The following is an 18,524-nucleotide window of genomic DNA, read 5'->3' as shown; positions in this document are numbered from 1 at the left end:
CCTGGGTGAAAGCGCCTTCAAGATACGCACACCTGCCCGGCACGTCGGATGACCTTCCGGCGCGGCCGGGGTTCGGATGCGGAAAGGGCGTCCGTGCCGGAAGCACGGACGCCCTTTCACCGGTGGGATCACTCGACCCGGGCGAGCCCGTCGGGGCGGCTGTCCGGCTTCGCGGCCGGCTCGGTGCCGGGCTCGGCGCCGTCGGCGGCCGCCGACTCCATGGCGAGCCGGTCCGCACCGCTCAGCGTGCTCAGCGGCTTCTCCTTGATGAACAGCACCACGATGAACGCCAGCGCCGCGATCGGCGCGCCGACCAGGAACAGGTCCGCGGTGGCCAGGCCGTAGATCTCGGCGACGGCCGCCTTGATCTCCGGCGGCAGCGCGGCCAGGTCGGGCACCTGGCTGGAGTCACTGCCGGCCGGGGCAGGGCCGAACCGCTCCTCGCGCAGCGCGGTGATCCGGGCGGTCATCACCGCGCCGAGCGCGCTGACGCCGACCGCGCTGCCCATGCTGCGGAAGAAGGTGAGCACCGAGGTGGTGACGCCCAGGTCGTGGGCGGGCACGTCGTTCTGCGCGGCCAGCACCAGGTTCTGCATGAGCAGGCCGACGCCGATGCCGAGCACGGCCATGTACACCGACACCAGCGGCACGCTGGTGGTGTGGTCGATGGTGCCGAGCAGCAGCATGCCGACCGTCATCACCACCGCGCCGACGACCAGGTAGATCTTCCACTTGCCGAACTTGGTGATCAGCCCGCCCGCGACGGTCGACGAGACCAGCAGACCGAAGATCATCGGCAGGCTCATCAGGCCGGCCACCGTCGGCGACTTGCCCAGCGAGATCTGGAAGTACTGCGACAGGAACACCGCGCCGCCCATCAGCGCCAGACCGACCAGCACGCTGGCGATCGTGGTCAGGGTGACGGTGCGGCTGCGGAAGATGCCGAGCGGGATGATCGGCTCCGCGGCCCGCGACTCGACCCACACGGCCAGGGCCAGCAGCACCAGGCCGCCGGTCACCAGCAGCGCGGTCCAGCCCGAGGCCCAGGCGAACTTGTTGCCGGCCAGCGTCGACCAGATCAGCAGGGTGGAGACGCCCGCGGTGATCAGGAACGCGCCCCAGTAGTCGATCTTCACCTTGCCGGGCGGGGTCGCCGGCAGGTGCAGGGTGCGCTGCAGCAGGTAGATGGCGAGCAGGGTGAACGGGACGCCGATGAAGAACGTCCAGCGCCAGCCCAGCCACGAGGTGTCCACCAGCACGCCGCCGATGAGCGGGCCGGCGATGGTGCCGATGCCGAACACCGCGCCGAAGATGCCCGAGTAGCGGCCCATCTCGCGGGGCGGGATCATCGCCGCCATCACGATCATCGCGAGGGCGGTCATGCCGCCCGCGCCGACGCCCTGCACGACGCGGCTGACGAGCAGGATCTCGACGTTCGGGGTGAAGCCCGCGATGAGCGAGCCGACCACGAACAGGCCCAGCGAGAGCTGGATGAGCAGCTTCTTGCTGTACAGGTCGGCCGCCTTGCCCCACAGCGGGACGGTGGCGGTCATCGCCAGCAGTTCGGTGGTGACGATCCAGGTGTAGACGGACTGGCTGCCGTCGAGGGCGGCGATGATGCGCGGCAGCGCGTTGGCCACGACCGTCCCCGCCAGGATGGACACGAACATGCCCAGCATCAGGCCGGACAGCGCCTGCATCACCTCGCGGCGGGTCATCGGGACCGCGTCGGGCTCCGGTCCGGCCGTCTGGGCCGGTATGTCGGTCGTGGTCATTTTCTTCCTCACGTGGTGCGGCAATCGGGTGAGGATCACCCGGGGGGATCGGGGGCGCGCCTTCGGGCGGCGCGGGTACGGGGTCAGTGCGGATCGGGCAGTCCGGCCGCCAGGGCCGTGAACGCCTCGTCCACCAGCGCGCCGAGCGACAGCCCGCCGGCCGCGGCCATCCAGCGGGTGGCGGCGACCCGGAAGGCGGCGCTGGTCGTGGCCACCACGAGCGCCGGGTAGCCGTGCCGCACCGGGTCGAGCCCGAGATGCGCGGCGATCTGCTCGGTGGTGGCGCGTTCGGCCTCGGCGTTGCTGAGCACCAGCCTGGGCAGCAGTTGCGGGCTGCGCTGGATGATCTCCATGCGCAGGAACCAGTGGTCGCGATCGGCCTCCATGGCGGCGACGACCAGCAGCACGGCGCGGCGCACCGCCTCCAGCACTCCCATCGTGGGCAGCAGCACGGCCAGCCGGGCCCGCATCGCGTCGACCTCCACCAGATGGTCGCCGAGCACGGCGTCCTCCTTGGAGGCGAAGTAGTTGAAGAACGTGCGCGAGGACACGCCCGCCTCGGCGCTGATGTCGTCCACGGTGACGTGCTCGAAGCCGCGCGCCGAGCACAGCCGCAGGGCCGCGCCGGTGAGCGCGGCGCGGGTCTGCTGCTTGCGGAGGTCACGCCGGCCGAGCGGGGCGTCCTGGTCGAGCGGGGTCACGGGCAGATCAAACCTTAAACTTGCAGTGGCTGCAAGTTTATTTACGGCGTGTTCACCTCCGGCAGAAACGGGCAGCACGGTTGCCGGGGGACGGAACCGCCGCTAAGGTCGGGCGCTGTGACTGCCGGGTCGGCCCAGTGCCGTGATCAGATGAGGCATCCGGCTGAGCCGTGATCGCCCGGCGGGCCCGTGGCCCGCCCTCCTTCGTCGTCGCCCGCCAAGCGGAGCCTGCCGAGGAAGGAGGTGATCGCATGTCCCGCTTCGAAGAACTCAACGCCGGTGACGTCCTGGTAGGCCAGGTAGTCCAGGTCGTTCCTTTCGGCGCTTTCGTCGAGATCGCCGAGGACGCCCACGGTCTGCTGCACGGCCTGACCGAGCCGCAGGTCGGTTCGAGCGTCACGGTTCGCATCCTCGAGATCGACCGCGAGCGCAGGCGCGCCAGCCTGACGCTGGCGTGACCACGGCGGGGGAGGCTGCGCGAGCCGTCTCCCCCGCTCCACCACCGTCACCGTGCGAGCAGGGCGACGAGGTCGCTTCCGGTCACCACCCCGACGGCCATCCCGCGGGCGTCCACCACCGCCACCGCGTCCACGCAGGCGGTACGCATCAGCCGCGCCGCGTCCACCACCGCGGCCTCGGCGGCGACCACCGCCGGCGAGCGGTCCAGCACCGACGAGACCCGCCGGTACGACAACGTGGCCGGCTCGGCCGCCCAGGCCGCGACGACCGCCCGGTCGGCCAGCACGCCCACGCACCGGCCGCCCTCGTCGGTCACGACCAGGTGCCGCAGCCCCTCGCGGACCATCACCGCGAGCGCGTCGCCCAGCGTCGTCGACGTGCGCACGCAGTACGGCGGCGCGCTCATCACCTCGCTGATCTGCCGCCAGGCCAGTCCCGGCCGGTCCGGCCCGCTCTGTTTCACCCGCCCGTCCATGACCAGCTCCCGACCCGTCCCTCAACCGCCCGCAGGCTCCTCGACCGGGGTATGCCGCACCACCAGCACCGGGCACGCCGCGTGGTGCAGCAACTGCTGGCTGACCGAGCCCAGCAGCAGCCCCTTGAAACCACCGCGCCCCCGCGCGCCGACCACCATCAGCTGCGCCTGCTCGCTCAGCCGTACCAGCTCCCGGCCGGTGCGACCGGACACCACGTCCGTGCGGACCCGGACATCGGGCCGCTGCTTGCGCATGGCCTCGATCGCCGCGTCGAGCTCCTGCTGCTCGGCCGACCGCGCGGCGCCGGAGTCGTAGAGCGCCGGGATCGAGTACGACAGCGTGGTGGCGGCGTCGTGCCAGACCCGCACCGCCAGCAGCTCCGCGTCCCGCTGCCCCGCCTCGCCGAACGCCTGCCGTACAGCCGCCGCCGACCCCGGCGAGCCGTCGACCCCGAGCACGACCGGGCCGGCCCGCGCCTCGCCCCGCACCACCAGCACCGGGGTGGCGCAGTGCGCCGTCACCTCCACCGCGACCGAGCCGAGCAGCAGCCCGGTGAACCCGCCCAGGCCCCGGTCACCGAGCACCAGCAGCTGCGCGGCGCGCGCGGCGGCCAGCAGCACACCTGCGGGCCCGCCGGTGACCAGGTCGGCCGTCACCTCGACGCGGCCGTTCGCGGCCTTCGCGACCGCGGTCGCCTCGGCGAGCAACCGTTCGGCGTCGCGGCGCAGCCCGCCCTCCGGCACGGCGTCCGACGCCCCGACGTCGACGTGCATCAGCGGCCAGATGAAGGCGTGCACGATGCGCAGCTCGCAGCCGCGCCACGCCGCCTCCCGGACGGCCTCGCGCACCGCCGCCAGCGCCGACGCCGAACCATCGACGCCGACCACGACCATCGTCTGCTCAGTCATCGCGTCCCCCACCCCATTATCGACCCACCCGCGCCGAACAAGCTGCTCAGCGGCCCGACGTGCCCGGGTGGGCCGGGTCGGCCGGGCGTGATCGCCGTTTCGGGGCGAGACAGGCGGTCAGAGCAGAGCTCCTGACCGGAAACGGCGATCTTCGAACCCGAAGCCGGGAGCGCGGAGGCCCGGAGGCACGGAGGCGGCGCGCTGTCGTGAACCCGTCGGAGGATCTTCCCGCAGGTCGGCCGTTGCGGCAGCGGGAACCGGTCGGACAGCTCTCGCCGTGGACACACCGTGGTGGGATGATCGGCGCGCCGCTCGCACGGCCCTGTCCGCGACATGCCCCTCAGCACCACCGGACCGGCGCTTTGCGACCCTCGCAGCACCGTACGTCCACCTCGGCCGGACCCCGTCCGAACTGGACTCTGGCGGCCGCAGGGGGCCCCGTGTCACGGGTGCGCCGGCGTGACGGTATCGGTGAGGGAGGAACGCTGTGACGCAGGCAGAAGCCGGCGCATTCAAGATTCTCAAGGGCCTGGGCATCGCGATCGTGATCGTGGTGTCCCTGGTGCTGATCGCGGTGTACTGGCAGCCCGTGCTGGACACCATCGTGGACATCTGGAACTACCTGATCGACCGCATCCCCTCGGACGGCGGCCAGCGCACCGCGGTGCTGATCTACATGATCGCGGCGGTGGTGATGGGCGTGCTGTTCTCGCAGGCCGGCCACTTCACCGCGTACGGCATCGCGATGGGCCTGGTGCCGCTGCTGTGGGTGCTGTTCTGGGAGGGCTTCCCGCCGCTCGGCCTGAACCCGGTGTGGACGTCCAACATGGGCGTGTCCCACATGAGCCCGAGCCAGGTCGCGCTGTGGGCGGTCGTCGCCGCGGTCCTCACCACGCTGGTCTTCGTGCCGCTGGAGTTCCGCGAGAAGTGGCAGCGCCGCCGGCGCTCCCGCCGGGGCTGAACAAGCCGGGGCGGGTGGCGCCGGCATCGTCGGCGCCACCCGCCTGGCCCGGTCCGGCCCCCGAGGCTACGCGAGAGCCGGCTCGGTCTTGCGGCACCTCACACGTAGGTGACCGTGTCGATGTAGAGGTACACGTCGTCACGGACCACGAGGTGGGGTGCGGTCACGGTCTCCTCCACGACACCGGAGTCGCCGCCGCAGATGACCACGGCCTTGTCCGATGTGACGTCGGAGATGATCCCTGCCTGCCATTTCCGCTCGCGGTAGACCCAGACCCGGTCTCCGGACTGGTACGAGTCGGTGGCCGCGATCTCGGCGGAAGCGCGCCGGGCGGGGTTGATCCTGGGAGCTGGCATACGTGCCTCACTGCGGCAAACGTGGTGCTCGCGGATGGGGGGTGGAGCCGTCCGGAACGGTTGTTGTCCGTGCCGTCCGCCCGGTGCCGTGTCGCCACACCAGCCGGGCCACAGATGCAAGTGCCACAATGCAAACGTAAGTCGTTGCGCCTCCCATCATGCAGACCATCCTGTGCAGGCGCAAGCGCCGGATGCACGTGCAGATGACTTTTGGCATTCCTCACCCGTACAGAGCGTCACCTGCCTGGCGTAACGCGGGCGAAATCCTGATGGGATATGGCGCTCGCACGACTGGCCGACGTCCCATCTTGTGGGAAAAGATCGACAGATGACCGTCGTACGCCCCGTCCGGCCGGACGACCTGCCGGCGCTGCTCGCCCTGATCGCCGCCCACACCGCGTACGAGCGCGCCGCGCCACCGCCACCCGGCCTCGCCGAACGGCTCGCTCCCGCCCTGTTCGCCGACCCGCCGCGGCTGCGCTGCCTGGTCGCCGACGACGCCGGCACGCTGGCCGGGTACGCCACCTGGACCCGCGACCTCGCCACCTGGACCGGCCGCCCCTACACCCACCTCGACTGCCTCTACCTCGACGAGCGCCACCGGGGCCGCGGCCTGGGCAGGCGGCTGATCGACGCCGTGGTCGCGGCGGCCGACGGCGAGGAGGTCCAGTGGCAGACCCCGGTCTGGAACACCGACGCCCGGCGCTTCTACGAGCGCCTCGGCGCACGCCCCGCCGAGAAGATCCGGTACACGCTGCCACCTCGCTGACGACCCGGCCGCACGAGGTCACGAACACGTTCGGTGCGGGTGTTTCACCGAACGCAGCAGTCCGGACAGTTTCGGACGGGTAGGACCGGCTCAGACGGTGTCGGCCTCGCGTACCCCGGGCACGGAGGCAGGCGTGGACGGCTGCCCGGGCAGCTCCCCGAACCGGGCCAGGGCGAGCGCACCGCCCACGGCCAGCAGGAAGCCGCCGACCGCGACCGGCACCCAGCCCGGCCGCGCCTCGTCGCCCAGCACCACGACGCCGACGGCGGCGGGCAGCACCGTCTCGCCGATCACCATCGCCGCCGTCGCGGTGGTGACCGAGCCGCCCGACAGCGCCATCGTCCACAGCACCAGCGCGATCAGGCTGGACGCCGCGACGAGGTACGTCGCCGGCTCGCGCACCATCCGCGCCGGGTCCAACTCCGGCAGCGTGCGCGCGGCCAGCGCCAGCACCCCGAAGCACAGGCCCGCGCACAGCCCGAGGACCGTGGTGCGCCACCGCCCGCGCAGCCGTCCCGCGCCCGCGCCGAGCACGGCGAGCCCCACCAGGCATGCGGCCAGCGCGGCGTAGAAGTCGGTGTGCGCGCGGTTCGCCCCCTCGGGTCCGGCCGACACGCCCAGCAGGGCGAGTCCGACGCAGACGGCGCCGACCGCGCACTTCTCGGCCCGGCCCAGCCGCTCCTTCATCACCACGGCCGCCGCGATCGCGGTCACCGCCAGGGCGGACGCGATCGCGGCCTGCACCAGGAACAGCGGCAGGTGCCGCAGCGCGACCAGTTCGAACCCGAAGCCGAGCAGGTCCAGGCCGACCCCGGCGAGGAACGGCAGGGTCAGCCAGGCGCGCACCAGGGACTTCGGCTCCAGCTCGCTGACCGGCCCCGCCTTGCGCATACCGACGGCCTGCATGACCGACGACAACCCGAAGCACACGGCTGCCGCCAGCGCCCCGCACAGGCTCACGATCAGCATCGGCTCATCGTTTCACCAGCTCACCGGCCATATCGGTGGTTCCGCTCGCTCAGCCGAGTGACTGCCGATGCTATAGGATCTTTGACTCTCGCGAAGAAACCGTTTACTGTGCCCTCGTCCTGCGGCTTCCGCGGCCGGCCCGGCCACCGATCACCAGCGAGGAGCGCCATGTCCACCGCCCCGACCCCGGGCCAGCTCGCCTGGCAGGAGGCCGGCTTCGGCCTGTTCCTGCACTTCGGCCTCAACACGTTCCACGGCAGGGAGTGGAGCGACGGCACCCTCGACCCGGCCACGTTCGACCCGGCCGACCTCGACGCGAGCCGGTGGGTGGACGTCGCGCGGCAGGCGGGCGCGAAGTACCTTGTGCTCACCGCAAAGCACCACGACGGCTTCTGCCTCTGGCCGACCGGCACCACGGCGTACTCCGTCGCCTCGTCCCCCTGGCGCGGCGGCCGTGGTGACGTGGTCGGCGAGCTGGCCGAGGCCTGCCGGGCCGCGGATATGCCGCTGGGCCTGTACCTGTCCCCCTGGGACCGCAACGCGGCCTGCTACCCCGACCCGGCCGCGTACGACGAGTTCTACCTGCGCCAGCTCACCGAACTGTGCACCCGGTACGGGCCCCTGTTCGAGCTGTGGTTCGACGGCGCGGGCTCGGAGGGACGCGCCTACGACTGGGACGCGATCATGAAAGTGGTCGACACGCACCAGCCGCAGGCCATGGTCTTCAACATGGGCCGGCCGTCCATCCGGTGGGTCGGCAACGAGGACGGCCTCGCCACCGACCCGTGTCGCTACACCGTGGACCGGTTGGGCAGGTCGATGTTCACCGCCGAGGCCGACCGGCTCGACGGCCTGCGCTACCTGCCGCCGGAGTGCGACGTGCCGATCCGGGCGCACTGGTTCTGGCAGCCCGACGACCTGGACACCCTCAAGAGCGCCGAGCACCTGCTCGCCATCTGGTACCGCTCGGTCGGGCTGGGCGCGGGGCTGCTGCTCAACGTGCCCCCGGACCGGCGCGGCCGGCTCGACGAGCACGACGTCGCCCGGTTGCTGGAGGTCACCTCCGAGCTACGCCGCCGGTTCGCGACACCGCGACGCGCCCGGCTCGTCCACGAACCGGGACGGGTCGTCGCCGAGTTCGACACCGAGGTCGAACTCGACCACGTCGAGCTGCGCGAGGACCTCACCGGCGGCCAGCGGGCGGGCGCGCACGAGGTCCGCTGCGGCGAGGCGGTGGTCGCGGCCGGGCACACCGTGGGCGTACGCCGCTGGCACGCCTTCCCGGCGATCCGCACCCGCCGCCTCACCGTCGTCCTGGACGACCCGCACGCCCGGCTGACCGCCGTCACCGGCTTCCGCACGGGCCACGAGTCCTCGCCCGCACTCCAGCGGCAGCCCGCGCTCGACAGCTCGAAAGTGGACTGAGTCCGCCGACCACCTCCCGCCGCCCCCGGCGCGTCAACCACCTGGACACGTCGGGGCACGGAAGGGTGCGGGCATGAGCGAGGATCAGGCGGCGACAGCCCCGGCGCGGGCGGCCGCGCGGCGGCCGGAGCTGGACGCGATACGCACGCTGGTGGTCGTGGGGTTGATCTTCTTCCACTCCTCGCTGGTGTTCGACGAGCGCGACGACTACTACATCAAGAACGCCGACACGACCGAGGTCACCACGGTCCTGTCCGGGCTCGCCGTGGTCTGGGCCATGCCGATCCTGTTCCTCATCGCGGGCTTCGGCGCGAGCCACTCCCTGCGCCGGCGCGGCCCCGGCGGTTTCGCCGCCGAACGGCTGCTGCGGCTGGGCGTGCCGCTGCTGTTCGCGCTCGTGGTGCTGCTGCCGGTGCCGCCGTGGCTGCGCCTGAAGGCCGCCGACCCCGGCTACCACGAGTCGTACTGGCGCTTCCTGCCGCGCTTCTTCGAGGTGCGGTTCGAGCCCGGCGAGTTCCCGTTCGTGGTGCAGGGCGAGCACTTCGAGACCGGGCACCTGTGGTTCGTGGTGCTGCTGCTGACCTGGGCGCTGCTGCTGGCGGGCGCGGCCCGGACGCTGCCGCGCGCGGCGGTGCGGCGGCTGCGCGACCGGCTGGCCGCCGCGTCCGGGCGACCCGCCCTGGTGGTGCTGCTGCCCGCGCTGCCGCTGGCGCTGATCACCGCGCTGGACGGCATGGAGGAGAGCCACGCGGGCTGGAGCCGCTGGGCGTACCTGCTGTTCTTCCTGTACGGCTGCCTGCTCGCCGGCGACGACCGGTTCCGCGACGCGATGCGCCGTGCGGCGGTGCTCGCGGCCGTGGCCGGCGCGGTGCTGCTGGCCGCCGGCATGCCGCTGTTCTTCGTCGTCGCCGAGGGCGGCGGCGACCCGTTCACCGACCTCACCGGCACGGCCGTGCTCATGCGGGCGCTCTACGGCATGACCGGCTGGTGTTTCGTGGTCGCCATCCTCGGCCTGCTGGACCGGCGGACACACCGAGCGCCGAGTCCGACGCCGGGACTCGGTCGCCGCGTCTACCTTTACCTCGCCCTCGGCGCGCTACCGATCTACGTGCTGCACCAGCCGATCGTGGTCGCGGTGGCCTACCACGTGGTGTCCTGGCAGGCCTCCATCGTTGTCAAATATCTGGCCCTGGTCGCGGTCGCGCTGGCGCTGACAATCGCCGCATACGAGCTGCTGGTGCGGCGCACCCACCTGACCCGCTTCCTTTTCGGAGTACGCGAACCGGTCGCCGATCGTCCGATCACGACCACCTCGTCTGGCGAATGAGAGGTACGGTGCAGGCCATGTCACCGACGATCAAGGTCGAGGAGCTACGCAAGGCCTACGGCGAGCTGCGCGCCGTCGACGGCGTCTCCTTCGACGTGCAGGCCGGGGAGTTCTTCGGCATCCTCGGGCCCAACGGCGCGGGAAAGACCACCACCCTGGAGATGATGGAGGGGTTGCGCCAGCCCGACTCGGGCAGCGTCACCCTGTTCGGCGAGAGCCCGTGGCCGCGCAACCCGCGCCTGCTCCCCCGCATCGGCGTGCAGCTGCAGGCCAGCTCGTTCTTCGAGCGGCTGACCGCGCGTGAGCAGATCCGCACCTTCGCCTCGCTGTACGGCGTCACCGCCCGCAAGGCCGACGAGTGGCTCGACGTCGTGGGCCTCGCGGACATGGCCGGCAAGCGCAACGAGGACCTGTCCGGCGGCCAGCAGCAGCGCCTGTCCATCGCCTGCGCCCTGGCGCACGGGCCGGACCTGGTGTTCCTCGACGAGCCGACGTCGGGCCTGGACCCGCAGGCCCGCCGCAACCTGTGGGACGTGCTGCGCGACATCAGCGCGCAGGGCCGCACCGTGGTGCTGACGACGCACTACCTCGACGAGGCCGAGTCGCTGTGCGACCGGGTCGCCATCATGGACCACGGCCGCATCCTGCAGTCGGGGCCGCCCGCGACGCTGATCCGCGACCTCGACGCGCCCACCCGGATCGCGATCGAGAGCGGCGTCATCACGGCGGACGCGGCCCGGGGGCTGGCCGAAGGGCTGGACGTCAGTGACGACGGGGTGTCGCTGACCATCGCGACGCGTACCCCCGCGCCCGTGCTCTCGGCCCTGGCCGAACGCGACGCGATGCGCGGCCTGTCGGTGCGCGGCGCCACCCTCGAAGACGTCTTCCTGCACCTCACCGGACGGGAGTACCGCGCGTGACCGGCTTCGTCAGCCTCTCCACGGCGATGGCCCGCGGCTTCTTCCGCGACCGCACCGCCATGTTCTTCACCATCCTGTTCCCGCTGATGTTCCTGGTGCTGTTCGGCGGCCTGTTCAAGGACGCGGGCGCGTCCCGGACCGACATCCTGCAGATCGGCTCGGTGCCGGTCGTCGACCAGCTGCCCGCCGAAGCCGCCGCGGGGCTCGACCAGGTGCTCGCGGTGACCCGCACGGCCGACCGCGCCGCCGCGCTGGAGGAGGTGCGCAAGGGCGACAAGGCCGCCGCCATCGAGCAGGTCGGCGGCGAGCTGATCGTGCACTACTCGGCCGCGGACGCGGTCAAGGCCGCCACCGTGCAGGGCATCCTGGAGTCCCTGGTCCAGCAGGCGAACCTCGCCGCCGCGGGTGTCACCACACCGGCGGTGTCCCTGCACGCCAAGCCCGTCGAGGACCAGTCCCTCAAGGCGATCCAGTACATGACGCCCGGCCTGCTGGGCTGGGCCATCGCCACCGGCGCGACGTTCGGCGCGGCGCTGACCCTGGTCACCTGGCGGCAGAAGAAGATCCTGCGCCGCCTGCGGCTGTCCCCCGTGCCCGTCGCCTCGATCATCGGCGCGCGGGTCGCGGTGAGCATCGCCATCGCCCTGGTCCAGTCGGCCATCTTCATCGGCGTGGCCCTGCTGCCCTACTTCGGGTTGCAGCTGTCCGACCAGTGGTGGGCGTTCATCCCCATCATGGTCGCCGGCACCCTGGCCTTCCTCTCCATCGGCCTGGTCGCCGGCGCGGCCTCGAAGACCCCGGAAGCGGCGAGCGCCATCGCCAACCTCATCACCCTGCCGATGGCGTTCCTCTCCGGCGCGTTCTTCCCCCTCGACGGCGCCCCGGAGTGGCTCCAGCAGGTCTCCGAGTTCTTCCCGCTCAAGCACCTGGTCTCCTCGATGCAGGACGTCATGGTCCGGGGCGAGAGCATCACCGTCACCCTGCCCGACATCGGCATCCTGCTCGCCTTCACCCTCGTCCTGTCCGCCGTCGCCGCCCTCCTCTTCCGCTGGGACGACGCCTGACCCGTTGCGGGAAGCAAGGAAGGGCACCTTCTTATCGCTACGCGTATAAGAAGGTGCCCTTCTTAACGCGCCCCGGGCGCGAGCTGGGACGACGTGGGCAGCCGAGCGTTCGGGCGCCGGTCGGCCGCTGTTCAGCAAGCATGCCCACCGGCTTCACCCGGAGCCGCCACGGTGAGTCCGCCCGCTTCCGCGCGGGCCCGACCACGTGATGCACCCCGGGCTCGGCACCGTACGACCCCTGCGGTCGTCACGACGCATCGCGGCGCATCGCGCCCGGTCGCCGAAGCCATCTCCGGGGGAGCCGATGAGCACCTACCTCGTCCTGGCGGCAGCCGCCGTGGCGGTGTCGCTGGCCACGCTGCTGTTCCTCGGCCGGCGCATCGTCCTGACCGACGACGTACCCGGCCCCTGCCGCCTCGACCCCAGCGCTCCCGCCGGCGCCGCATGGTGCGCGCACTGCGGGGCATGACTCCACGATCACCCGACTTGCCGGGCATATGGGCGTATCTTGAGCCTGCTTACGCCCTCCTGCCAGGCAAGTCGAGTGATCTTGGGTGGGCTCAGCCCGCGCCGTTGAGGTAGGCCAGGACCGCCAGCACGCGGCGGTTGTCGTCATCGGACGGGGCGAGGTCGAGTTTGCCGAAGATGCTGGCCGTATGCTTGCCGACCGCGCTCTCCGACAGGAACAGCCGCTGCCCGATCGCCGCGTTCGAGCGCCCCTCTGCCATCAGCTCCAGCACCTCCCGCTCCCGCGGCGTCAGCCGGGCCAGCGGCACGTTGCGCGCCGGCTGCTGGAGCAGTTTCGCGATGACCTCCGGGTCCATCGCGGTGCCGCCCCCGGCGACCCGGCGCACCGCGTCGAGGAACTGGTCGGCGTTGAACACCCGGTCCTTGAGCAGGTAGCCGATCCCGCCGGTCCCGTCGGCCAGCAGCTCCCGGGCGTACAGCTGCTCGACGTGCTGGGACAGCACCAGCACCGGCAGCCCCGGCACCTGCCGGCGCGCCGTCAGCGCCGCCTGCAGCCCCTCGTCGGTGTTCGTGGGCGGCAGCCGCACGTCGACCACGGCCACGTCGGGCCGGTGCGTGAGCAGGGCGTCGAGCAGGTCGGGGCCGGTCTCCACGGCGGCGACGACGGTGCAGTCGTGCGCCTCCAGCAGGCGGACCAGCCCTTCCCTCAGGAGGTAGAGGTCCTCGGCGAGGACAACGCGCACGGTATCTCCAGGGTCAGCACGGTCGGGCCGCCCGGCGGGCTGTGCAGGGCGAGGGTTCCGTCGAATGTAGCGAGTCGCCGGCGCAGCCCGTGCAGCCCGCCGCCCTGGGACGGCACGGCCCCGCCCCGGCCGTCGTCGGTGACGGTGACCCGCAGCAGCCCGCCGGTGTGCCGGATGTCCACGCCGACCCGGCCGGCCTGCGCGTGTCGGGCGGCGTTGGCCAGCGCCTCGGCGACCGCGAAGTACGCGGCGGTGGCGACCGGCGCGGGCGGCTGCCCGGCCAGGTCGGCGCGCACCTCGACGGGCAGCGCGGAGTCCAGCGCCAGCGCGCGTACCGCGTCGGCGAGGCCGCGCTCGGCGAGCACCGGCGGGTGGATGCCGCGCACCAGGTCGCGCAGGTCGGCCAGGGCCGCAGCGGAGGTCTCCCGGGCCTGGGCCAGCAGCACGCGGGCGGCGGCCGGGTCCCGGTCCATCAGCTGCTCGACCGTGCCCAGGCTCAGCCCGACCGCCACCAGCCTGGCCTGCGCGCCGTCGTGCAGGTCGCGTTCGATGCGGCGCAGCTCGGCGCTCTGCGCGTCGACGGCCTCGGCGCGGCTCTGCACCAGGTGCTCGACCCGCTCGGTGAGCCGGGCCGACCGGGTCGGCGTGAGCAGCACCCGCGCCCACCCGGCGATCAGCCGCAGCACCGGCCCGGCCAGCAGCACGCCGAGCAGGCCGAGGGCGAGGCCGATCGGCACGGATGTCCAGCCGGGCAGCACGTCCAGGGCGGGCACGCCCAGGGTCAGCAGCTGCCAGCAGTACCAGGGGCTGACCCAGAACCCGGTGATCAGGCCCAGCGGCACGCCCCACAGCGGCCAGAACAGTGCCTGCCAGAACAGCCCGAAGTAGCCCGCGCCGACCAGCACGCCCGGGATCACGGCGGCCAGCGCCACCAGCGGCGCGGTGGCCATCCAGGCCAGGTCGCGCCAGGTGGCCGGGTCGCCGAGCACCCACGGGAAGAAGCCGGCGCGGCGCGCGCCGTCGCGGGTGGCGTAGAGGGCGCGCCCGACGCGGTAGCGGCCGTCGGGTCCGGGTTCCGGCACGGCCTCACGCTGCCGGTACGGGTCGGGGATCGGGTCGCCGCCGCCCCACTCGGCGCACAGCCGCCGGTAATGGTTGAGCATCGGCCGGATGCCGTAGCTCAGCCAGGCGATGCCGAACCCGCCACTGACCAGGGTCAGCAGCAGCGTCAGCAGGAACACCAGGAACCCGGTCAGCGACAGCCCGAGCAGCAGCGCCGCCTTCCACGTGTCGTGCCCGCCCCTGCGCAGCCAGGCCCCGAAGCCAGAGGACTGCCACCAGGTCAGACCCGGGTGGCCGAGCCACAGCCGCGTCCACCGGCCGTGCGCGCGCAGCAGGGCAGGGCCGGCCAGCACACCGGCGGCGATCGCGGCGACGCCCGCGGCGAGCACCGCCCAGCCCGGCACGGCGAGGCCGGGCCAGCTCACCAGGCCGGTCAGCCCGGCGGCGTCCAGCGCCCGGCGTCCCGGGCCGGTGACCCCCGCGACGAGCAGCACACCCGCCAGGACCAGCGCCGGCACGAGCAGCACGACGAGGCCCCCGACGGGTGCGAGCAGGAGCAGCCACGACCAGTCGCGGGCCCGCGCCGGGTCGTCGCCCAGCCACTTCATGCGCAGGAAGAAGGCGGCGTAGTGCTGGGTCTTGAACAGCTGGCCGTCGTGCTCGTACCAGCCGTCGTGACGGCGCGGCGGCGCGGGCGGCGGTCCGACCCGGTACGGCTGGTCGACCGCCACGCCGCCCCAGGCGCGGGCCAGCCGCCGCGACACCGTGGTCAGCCGGCGTACCAGCTCCAGGACGGCCGGGTAGGTGACGACCGCGCCGATCGCCGTCATCAGCGGCAGCGAGGCGACGAATCCGAAGACCGCGAGCAGCGCGAGGGCGACGCAGCGCAGCGGGGCGAGGGCGTACGACCGGAACATGCGACACATCGTCGCCGATCGGCGCGGGTCACGGCACTACGCATGGGCCCCCGGCCGGGGTGGGGTTTCCTACACCCCCGCTCGGCAAGCAACCGCATACCGGCGCTCGCATCCCGTCTCTACCGTCTATCGGCATGACAGTCATCGAAGTCAACGGGCTCACCAAGCGGTACGGCGACCGCACGGTCGTCGACGGCGTCTCCTTCACCGTGGCCGAGGGCGAGGTCTTCGGCATCCTCGGCGAGAACGGCGCCGGTAAGACCACCACCGTCGAGTGCATCTCCGGCCTGCGTACCCCCGACGCGGGCAGCATCAGCGTGTTCGGCCTGGACAGCAGTGCCGACCGGGAGGAACTGCGCCGGATCATCGGGGTGCAGCTGCAGGAGAGCCAGCTGCAGGACCGGCTGCGCGTCGGCGAGGCCATGCAGCTGTACGCCTCCTTCTATCGCGACCCCGCCGACTGGCGCGAGCTGCTGGCCGCGGTCGGGCTGACCGAGCAGGTCCGGATGCCGTACGCGAAGCTGTCCGGCGGCCAGAAGCAGCGCCTGTCGATCGCGCTCGCGCTGATCGGCAACCCGCGCTTGGCGATCCTGGACGAGCTCACCACCGGCCTGGACCCGCGGGCCCGGCGCGAGACGTGGCGGCTGATCCGCCAGATCCGCGACCGCGGGGTGACCGTCCTGCTGGTCACGCACTTCATGGACGAGGCCGAGCGGCTGTGCGACCGGCTCGCCGTGCTCGACGGCGGGAAGATCGTCGCGCTGGACACCCCGGCCGCGCTGATCGCGAACGTCGGCGACGTCGACGGCTACCGCGCGAACCTCGAGGACGCGTTCCTCGCCCTGACCGGCACCGACCGCGACAACTGAGCAGGAGCAACCATGTCCGCCCTGACCCGACTGACCGGCGCCGAGGCCCGGCTGTTCCTCCGCGAGCCGGTGAGCGCATTCTTCGCGCTGGCCTTCCCTGCCGTGCTGGTGATCGTGCTCGGCAACGCCATCCCCGCGTTCAGCGAGCCGTCGCCCGACTTCGGCGGCCAGCGCCCCATCAACCTGTACCTGCCCATCGTGCTGGCCCTCGCCATCGGCACGGTGACCATGACCTCCCTGCTCAGCGTGCTCGCCCAGTACCGCGAGCGGGGCGTGCTCAAGCGGCTGGCCACCACGCCGGTGAAGCCGTCGGCGCTGATCGGCGCGCAGCTCGGTGTGAACGTCGCGGCGCTGGTCGCGGGCTCGGCGCTGATGATGCTGACCGCCGCCGTGGCGTTCGGCAGCCGCGGGCCGGAGAACTGGCCCGCTCTGCTGGTCGCCTACCTGCTCGGCGCCGGGGCGATGACCGGTGTGGCGCTGTTCATCGCCGCGGTGACGCCGAACGCCCGCGCCTCGGCGGGCATCGGCACCCTGGTGTACTTCCCGATGCTGTTCTTCGCCGGGGTGTGGACCCCGGGCGACATGATGCCCGACGGCGCCCAGCGGGTCGCCGACTTCACCCCGCTGGGCGCGGCGTCGCAGGCGATGCAGGCGGCGTGGTCCGGCGACTGGCCGCAGCCCCTGCACCTCGCCGTGGCCGCCGGGTACACCCTGATCACGGGGGCTCTCGCGATCCGGCTGTTCCGCTGGCAGTAGCAAGGAAGGGCACCTTCACATCGCTATGCGTTGTGGAAGGTGCCCTTCCCAACAGCTCGGGTCCTCGACCGCTGGTGCGGTCGGGGACCCAAGCTGGGATGACGGTCATACGGTGCCGGGGGGCACGGTGTCGCGGGTCTCCTCGATGACCCGCCGCTCCGTGGGCGCGGTCGTGACCACGCTGCGGCGGCGGCTGCTCCAGATGGTGAGGGTCAGGACCATCCCGAGGGCGCCGACGACCATCAGGATCCAGCCGACCACGTCCAGGTCCAGCCCGCTGATGCTCACATCCAGGGCGAAGGTAAGGATCGCGCCCAGCGCGATCAGGAACAGGCTCGCGCCGATACCCATGTCAGCCTCCTTCTGGCGACTATCGCCTCGCCAGCGGCTATACCCGGTCGTGCGCGCCGCCAACCTCGTGGTTTCCGGGATCGCGGTGGTGGTTCAGCACCGCGTGCGGGTCGGTGCGCGCACCGGCCGGATCGGCGTGCACCATGGCGGCCGTCAGCTTCGGCACCGCGTGCAGCAGCCGGTGCTCGGCGTCGACCGCGATCTTGTGGGCCCGGGTCACCGTCAGCTCGGCATCGACGGCCACCGCGCACTCGGCCCGCAGCCGGTGCCCGATCCAGCGCAGCCGCACCTCGCCCACGTCGACCACGCCCGGGGTGCCGCGCAGCGTCTGCTCGACCGCGTCGACGAGTTTCGGGTCCACCGCGTCCATCAGCCGCCGGTACACCTCGCGCGCGGCGTCCTTGAGCACGACCAGGATCGCCACCGTGATGAGCAGGCCCACCACCGGGTCGGCCCACCACCAGCCCAGCGCCGCGCCGCCCGCGCCGAACAGCACCGCGAGGGAGGTGAAGCCGTCGGTACGCGCGTGCAGCCCGTCCGCGACGAGCGCCGCCGAGCCGATGCGCCGCCCGACGACGATGCGGTAGCGGGCCACCAGCTCGTTGCCCGCGAACCCGATCAGCGCCGCCGCGGCGACGTAGGGCAGGTGGCGTACCTCCTGCGGGTCGAGCAGCCGCCGGAACGCCTCGTACCCGGCCAGCGCCGCCGACGCCGCGATGGTCAGCACGATGAAGATGCCGGCCAGGTCCTCGGCCCGGCCGAAGCCGTACGTGTACGAGCGGGTCGGCCGGCGGCGGCCGAGCACGAACGCCACGCCCAGCGGCACCGCGGTCAGCGCGTCGGCCACGTTGTGCAGGGTGTCGCCGAGCAGGGCGACCGAGTGGGAGAAGTACACGACGACGGCCTGCAGCACCGCGGTGACGCCGAGCACCACCAGGGAGATCCACAGGGCGCGCAGGCCCTCGCGGGAGGACTCCATCGCGGAGTCCACCTTGTCCGCCGCGTCGTGCGAGTGCGGGCTGAACAGGTGGCCGAGCTGGTGCTTCAGCCGGGAGAGCGGGCCGGCGCTCGCATGATCGTGTCCGTGATCATGGCCGTGGTCGTGGTCGTGATCGTGGCCGCCGTGGTCAGGCGGATGGTCGTGGTCGTGCGGGTGGGCGGCGTGCTCGCCGGGACCGTGTTCCGCGTGGCCGTGGCCGCTGGGGCCGTGGCGGTGATCGTCACTCATGGCGTGCCTCCCGCGCCCAC

The 18,524-nt window shown here is 72.4% G+C and carries 20 protein-coding genes; 10 read left to right on the top strand and 10 right to left on the bottom strand.

Annotated elements, in window-relative coordinates; genetic code table 11:
* Positions 1-128: 128 nt before the first annotated feature.
* The gene (locus Cco03nite_RS34905) at positions 129-1,775 is read right to left on the bottom strand and encodes an MDR family MFS transporter (RefSeq protein ID WP_239167909.1); all 1,647 of its coding nucleotides are present in this window, start codon (positions 1,773-1,775) and stop codon (positions 129-131) included.
* A gap of 83 nt (positions 1,776-1,858) precedes the next feature.
* Positions 1,859-2,476, bottom strand: a complete 618-nt coding sequence (locus Cco03nite_RS34900; protein ID WP_203698180.1) for an acyl-CoA-like ligand-binding transcription factor — start codon at positions 2,474-2,476, stop codon at positions 1,859-1,861.
* A gap of 251 nt (positions 2,477-2,727) precedes the next feature.
* Between Cco03nite_RS34900 and Cco03nite_RS34895 the strand changes: the two genes are divergently transcribed.
* Positions 2,728-2,934: a S1 RNA-binding domain-containing protein gene (locus Cco03nite_RS34895; RefSeq protein WP_203698179.1), complete on the top strand. Its 207-nt coding sequence runs from the start codon at positions 2,728-2,730 to the stop codon at positions 2,932-2,934.
* A gap of 47 nt (positions 2,935-2,981) precedes the next feature.
* On the opposite strand, the gene Cco03nite_RS34890 is transcribed toward Cco03nite_RS34895, so the two are convergent.
* Both Cco03nite_RS34890 and Cco03nite_RS34885 read right to left on the bottom strand, forming a co-directional pair.
* Positions 2,982-3,410, bottom strand: coding sequence for a CBS domain-containing protein (locus tag Cco03nite_RS34890; protein ID WP_203698178.1), 429 nt, complete (start codon positions 3,408-3,410; stop codon positions 2,982-2,984).
* A gap of 21 nt (positions 3,411-3,431) precedes the next feature.
* Positions 3,432-4,319, bottom strand: a complete 888-nt coding sequence (locus Cco03nite_RS34885) for a universal stress protein (RefSeq protein ID WP_203698177.1) — start codon at positions 4,317-4,319, stop codon at positions 3,432-3,434.
* Positions 4,320-4,806: 487 nt separating this feature from the next.
* On the opposite strand from Cco03nite_RS34885, the gene Cco03nite_RS34880 reads away from it, so the two are divergent.
* On the top strand, positions 4,807-5,280 hold the full coding sequence (locus Cco03nite_RS34880; RefSeq protein WP_203698176.1) for a hypothetical protein: 474 nt from the start codon (positions 4,807-4,809) through the stop codon (positions 5,278-5,280).
* A 98-nt stretch (positions 5,281-5,378) separates the two neighbouring features.
* Here Cco03nite_RS34880 and Cco03nite_RS34875 read toward each other — a convergent pair whose 3' ends face one another.
* Positions 5,379-5,636, bottom strand: coding sequence for a hypothetical protein (locus Cco03nite_RS34875; RefSeq protein WP_203698174.1), 258 nt, complete (start codon positions 5,634-5,636; stop codon positions 5,379-5,381).
* Positions 5,637-5,964: 328 nt separating this feature from the next.
* On the opposite strand from Cco03nite_RS34875, the gene Cco03nite_RS34870 reads away from it, so the two are divergent.
* Positions 5,965-6,405, top strand: coding sequence for a GNAT family N-acetyltransferase (locus Cco03nite_RS34870; protein WP_203698172.1), 441 nt, complete (start codon positions 5,965-5,967; stop codon positions 6,403-6,405).
* Between the two features lie 90 nt (positions 6,406-6,495).
* Here the strand turns inward: Cco03nite_RS34870 and Cco03nite_RS34865 are convergent, their stop codons facing one another.
* On the bottom strand, positions 6,496-7,374 hold the full coding sequence (locus tag Cco03nite_RS34865) for a DMT family transporter (RefSeq protein WP_203698171.1): 879 nt from the start codon (positions 7,372-7,374) through the stop codon (positions 6,496-6,498).
* 168 nt (positions 7,375-7,542) lie between these two features.
* On the opposite strand from Cco03nite_RS34865, the gene Cco03nite_RS34860 reads away from it, so the two are divergent.
* The 5 genes from Cco03nite_RS34860 (at position 7,543) to Cco03nite_RS34840 (ending at position 12,579) form a co-directional block, all read left to right on the top strand.
* Positions 7,543-8,799, top strand: a complete 1,257-nt coding sequence (locus Cco03nite_RS34860; RefSeq protein ID WP_203698170.1) for an alpha-L-fucosidase — start codon at positions 7,543-7,545, stop codon at positions 8,797-8,799.
* A gap of 73 nt (positions 8,800-8,872) precedes the next feature.
* Positions 8,873-10,126, top strand: a complete 1,254-nt coding sequence (locus Cco03nite_RS34855; protein WP_203698169.1) for an acyltransferase family protein — start codon at positions 8,873-8,875, stop codon at positions 10,124-10,126.
* A gap of 17 nt (positions 10,127-10,143) precedes the next feature.
* Complete coding sequence (locus Cco03nite_RS34850; protein ID WP_239167908.1) at positions 10,144-11,046, top strand: ABC transporter ATP-binding protein; 903 nt, start codon at positions 10,144-10,146, stop codon at positions 11,044-11,046.
* Positions 11,043-12,110 carry an ABC transporter permease gene (locus tag Cco03nite_RS34845; RefSeq protein WP_239167907.1) on the top strand — a complete coding sequence of 356 codons (1,068 nt, stop codon included), beginning with the start codon at positions 11,043-11,045 and terminating at the stop codon, positions 12,108-12,110. The genes Cco03nite_RS34850 and Cco03nite_RS34845 overlap by 4 nt, the downstream gene beginning before the upstream one ends.
* Positions 12,111-12,414: 304 nt before the next feature.
* Positions 12,415-12,579, top strand: a complete 165-nt coding sequence (locus tag Cco03nite_RS34840) for a hypothetical protein (protein ID WP_203698167.1) — start codon at positions 12,415-12,417, stop codon at positions 12,577-12,579.
* Positions 12,580-12,670: 91 nt separating this feature from the next.
* Here Cco03nite_RS34840 and Cco03nite_RS34835 read toward each other — a convergent pair whose 3' ends face one another.
* Together Cco03nite_RS34835 and Cco03nite_RS34830 are read right to left on the bottom strand one after the other, a co-directional pair.
* Positions 12,671-13,321: a response regulator transcription factor gene (locus tag Cco03nite_RS34835; protein ID WP_203698166.1), complete on the bottom strand. Its 651-nt coding sequence runs from the start codon at positions 13,319-13,321 to the stop codon at positions 12,671-12,673.
* Positions 13,285-15,300, bottom strand: a complete 2,016-nt coding sequence (locus tag Cco03nite_RS34830) for a sensor histidine kinase (RefSeq protein ID WP_239167906.1) — start codon at positions 15,298-15,300, stop codon at positions 13,285-13,287. Before Cco03nite_RS34830 ends, Cco03nite_RS34835 begins: the two co-directional genes overlap by 37 nt.
* A gap of 134 nt (positions 15,301-15,434) precedes the next feature.
* On the opposite strand from Cco03nite_RS34830, the gene Cco03nite_RS34825 reads away from it, so the two are divergent.
* Both Cco03nite_RS34825 and Cco03nite_RS34820 read left to right on the top strand, forming a co-directional pair.
* The gene (locus Cco03nite_RS34825; protein WP_203698164.1) at positions 15,435-16,169 is read left to right on the top strand and encodes an ABC transporter ATP-binding protein; all 735 of its coding nucleotides are present in this window, start codon (positions 15,435-15,437) and stop codon (positions 16,167-16,169) included.
* Between the two features lie 12 nt (positions 16,170-16,181).
* Positions 16,182-16,925, top strand: a complete 744-nt coding sequence (locus Cco03nite_RS34820) for an ABC transporter permease (protein ID WP_203698162.1) — start codon at positions 16,182-16,184, stop codon at positions 16,923-16,925.
* 105 nt (positions 16,926-17,030) lie between these two features.
* Here the strand turns inward: Cco03nite_RS34820 and Cco03nite_RS34815 are convergent, their stop codons facing one another.
* Complete coding sequence (locus Cco03nite_RS34815; RefSeq protein WP_203698160.1) at positions 17,031-17,276, bottom strand: DUF6458 family protein; 246 nt, start codon at positions 17,274-17,276, stop codon at positions 17,031-17,033.
* Between the two features lie 37 nt (positions 17,277-17,313).
* Positions 17,314-18,504: a cation diffusion facilitator family transporter gene (locus tag Cco03nite_RS34810; RefSeq protein ID WP_203698158.1), complete on the bottom strand. Its 1,191-nt coding sequence runs from the start codon at positions 18,502-18,504 to the stop codon at positions 17,314-17,316.
* Between the last annotated feature and the right edge of the window lie 20 nt (positions 18,505-18,524).

Origin of the sequence: Catellatospora coxensis (assembly GCF_016862635.1) — a bacterium.
Classification (GTDB): domain Bacteria; phylum Actinomycetota; class Actinomycetes; order Mycobacteriales; family Micromonosporaceae; genus Catellatospora; species Catellatospora coxensis.
The sequence above is the reverse complement of the archived record's forward strand: the minus strand, read 5'-3'. Positions and strand labels throughout refer to the sequence as shown.

Coding starts and splice junctions, on each gene's coding strand:
- Cco03nite_RS34860 (WP_203698170.1), top strand. CDS start 7,543: ATGTCCACCGCCCCGACCCCGGGCCAGCTCGCCTGGCAGGAGGCCGGC.
- Cco03nite_RS34865 (WP_203698171.1), bottom strand. CDS start 7,374: ATGCTGATCGTGAGCCTGTGCGGGGCGCTGGCGGCAGCCGTGTGCTTC.
- Cco03nite_RS34905 (WP_239167909.1), bottom strand. CDS start 1,775: ATGACCACGACCGACATACCGGCCCAGACGGCCGGACCGGAGCCCGAC.
- Cco03nite_RS34840 (WP_203698167.1), top strand. CDS start 12,415: ATGAGCACCTACCTCGTCCTGGCGGCAGCCGCCGTGGCGGTGTCGCTG.
- Cco03nite_RS34850 (WP_239167908.1), top strand. CDS start 10,144: ATGTCACCGACGATCAAGGTCGAGGAGCTACGCAAGGCCTACGGCGAG.
- Cco03nite_RS34820 (WP_203698162.1), top strand. CDS start 16,182: ATGTCCGCCCTGACCCGACTGACCGGCGCCGAGGCCCGGCTGTTCCTC.
- Cco03nite_RS34855 (WP_203698169.1), top strand. CDS start 8,873: ATGAGCGAGGATCAGGCGGCGACAGCCCCGGCGCGGGCGGCCGCGCGG.
- Cco03nite_RS34885 (WP_203698177.1), bottom strand. CDS start 4,319: ATGACTGAGCAGACGATGGTCGTGGTCGGCGTCGATGGTTCGGCGTCG.
- Cco03nite_RS34830 (WP_239167906.1), bottom strand. CDS start 15,300: ATGTTCCGGTCGTACGCCCTCGCCCCGCTGCGCTGCGTCGCCCTCGCG.
- Cco03nite_RS34875 (WP_203698174.1), bottom strand. CDS start 5,636: ATGCCAGCTCCCAGGATCAACCCCGCCCGGCGCGCTTCCGCCGAGATC.
- Cco03nite_RS34810 (WP_203698158.1), bottom strand. CDS start 18,504: ATGAGTGACGATCACCGCCACGGCCCCAGCGGCCACGGCCACGCGGAA.
- Cco03nite_RS34890 (WP_203698178.1), bottom strand. CDS start 3,410: ATGGACGGGCGGGTGAAACAGAGCGGGCCGGACCGGCCGGGACTGGCC.
- Cco03nite_RS34825 (WP_203698164.1), top strand. CDS start 15,435: ATGACAGTCATCGAAGTCAACGGGCTCACCAAGCGGTACGGCGACCGC.
- Cco03nite_RS34815 (WP_203698160.1), bottom strand. CDS start 17,276: ATGGGTATCGGCGCGAGCCTGTTCCTGATCGCGCTGGGCGCGATCCTT.
- Cco03nite_RS34870 (WP_203698172.1), top strand. CDS start 5,965: ATGACCGTCGTACGCCCCGTCCGGCCGGACGACCTGCCGGCGCTGCTC.
- Cco03nite_RS34895 (WP_203698179.1), top strand. CDS start 2,728: ATGTCCCGCTTCGAAGAACTCAACGCCGGTGACGTCCTGGTAGGCCAG.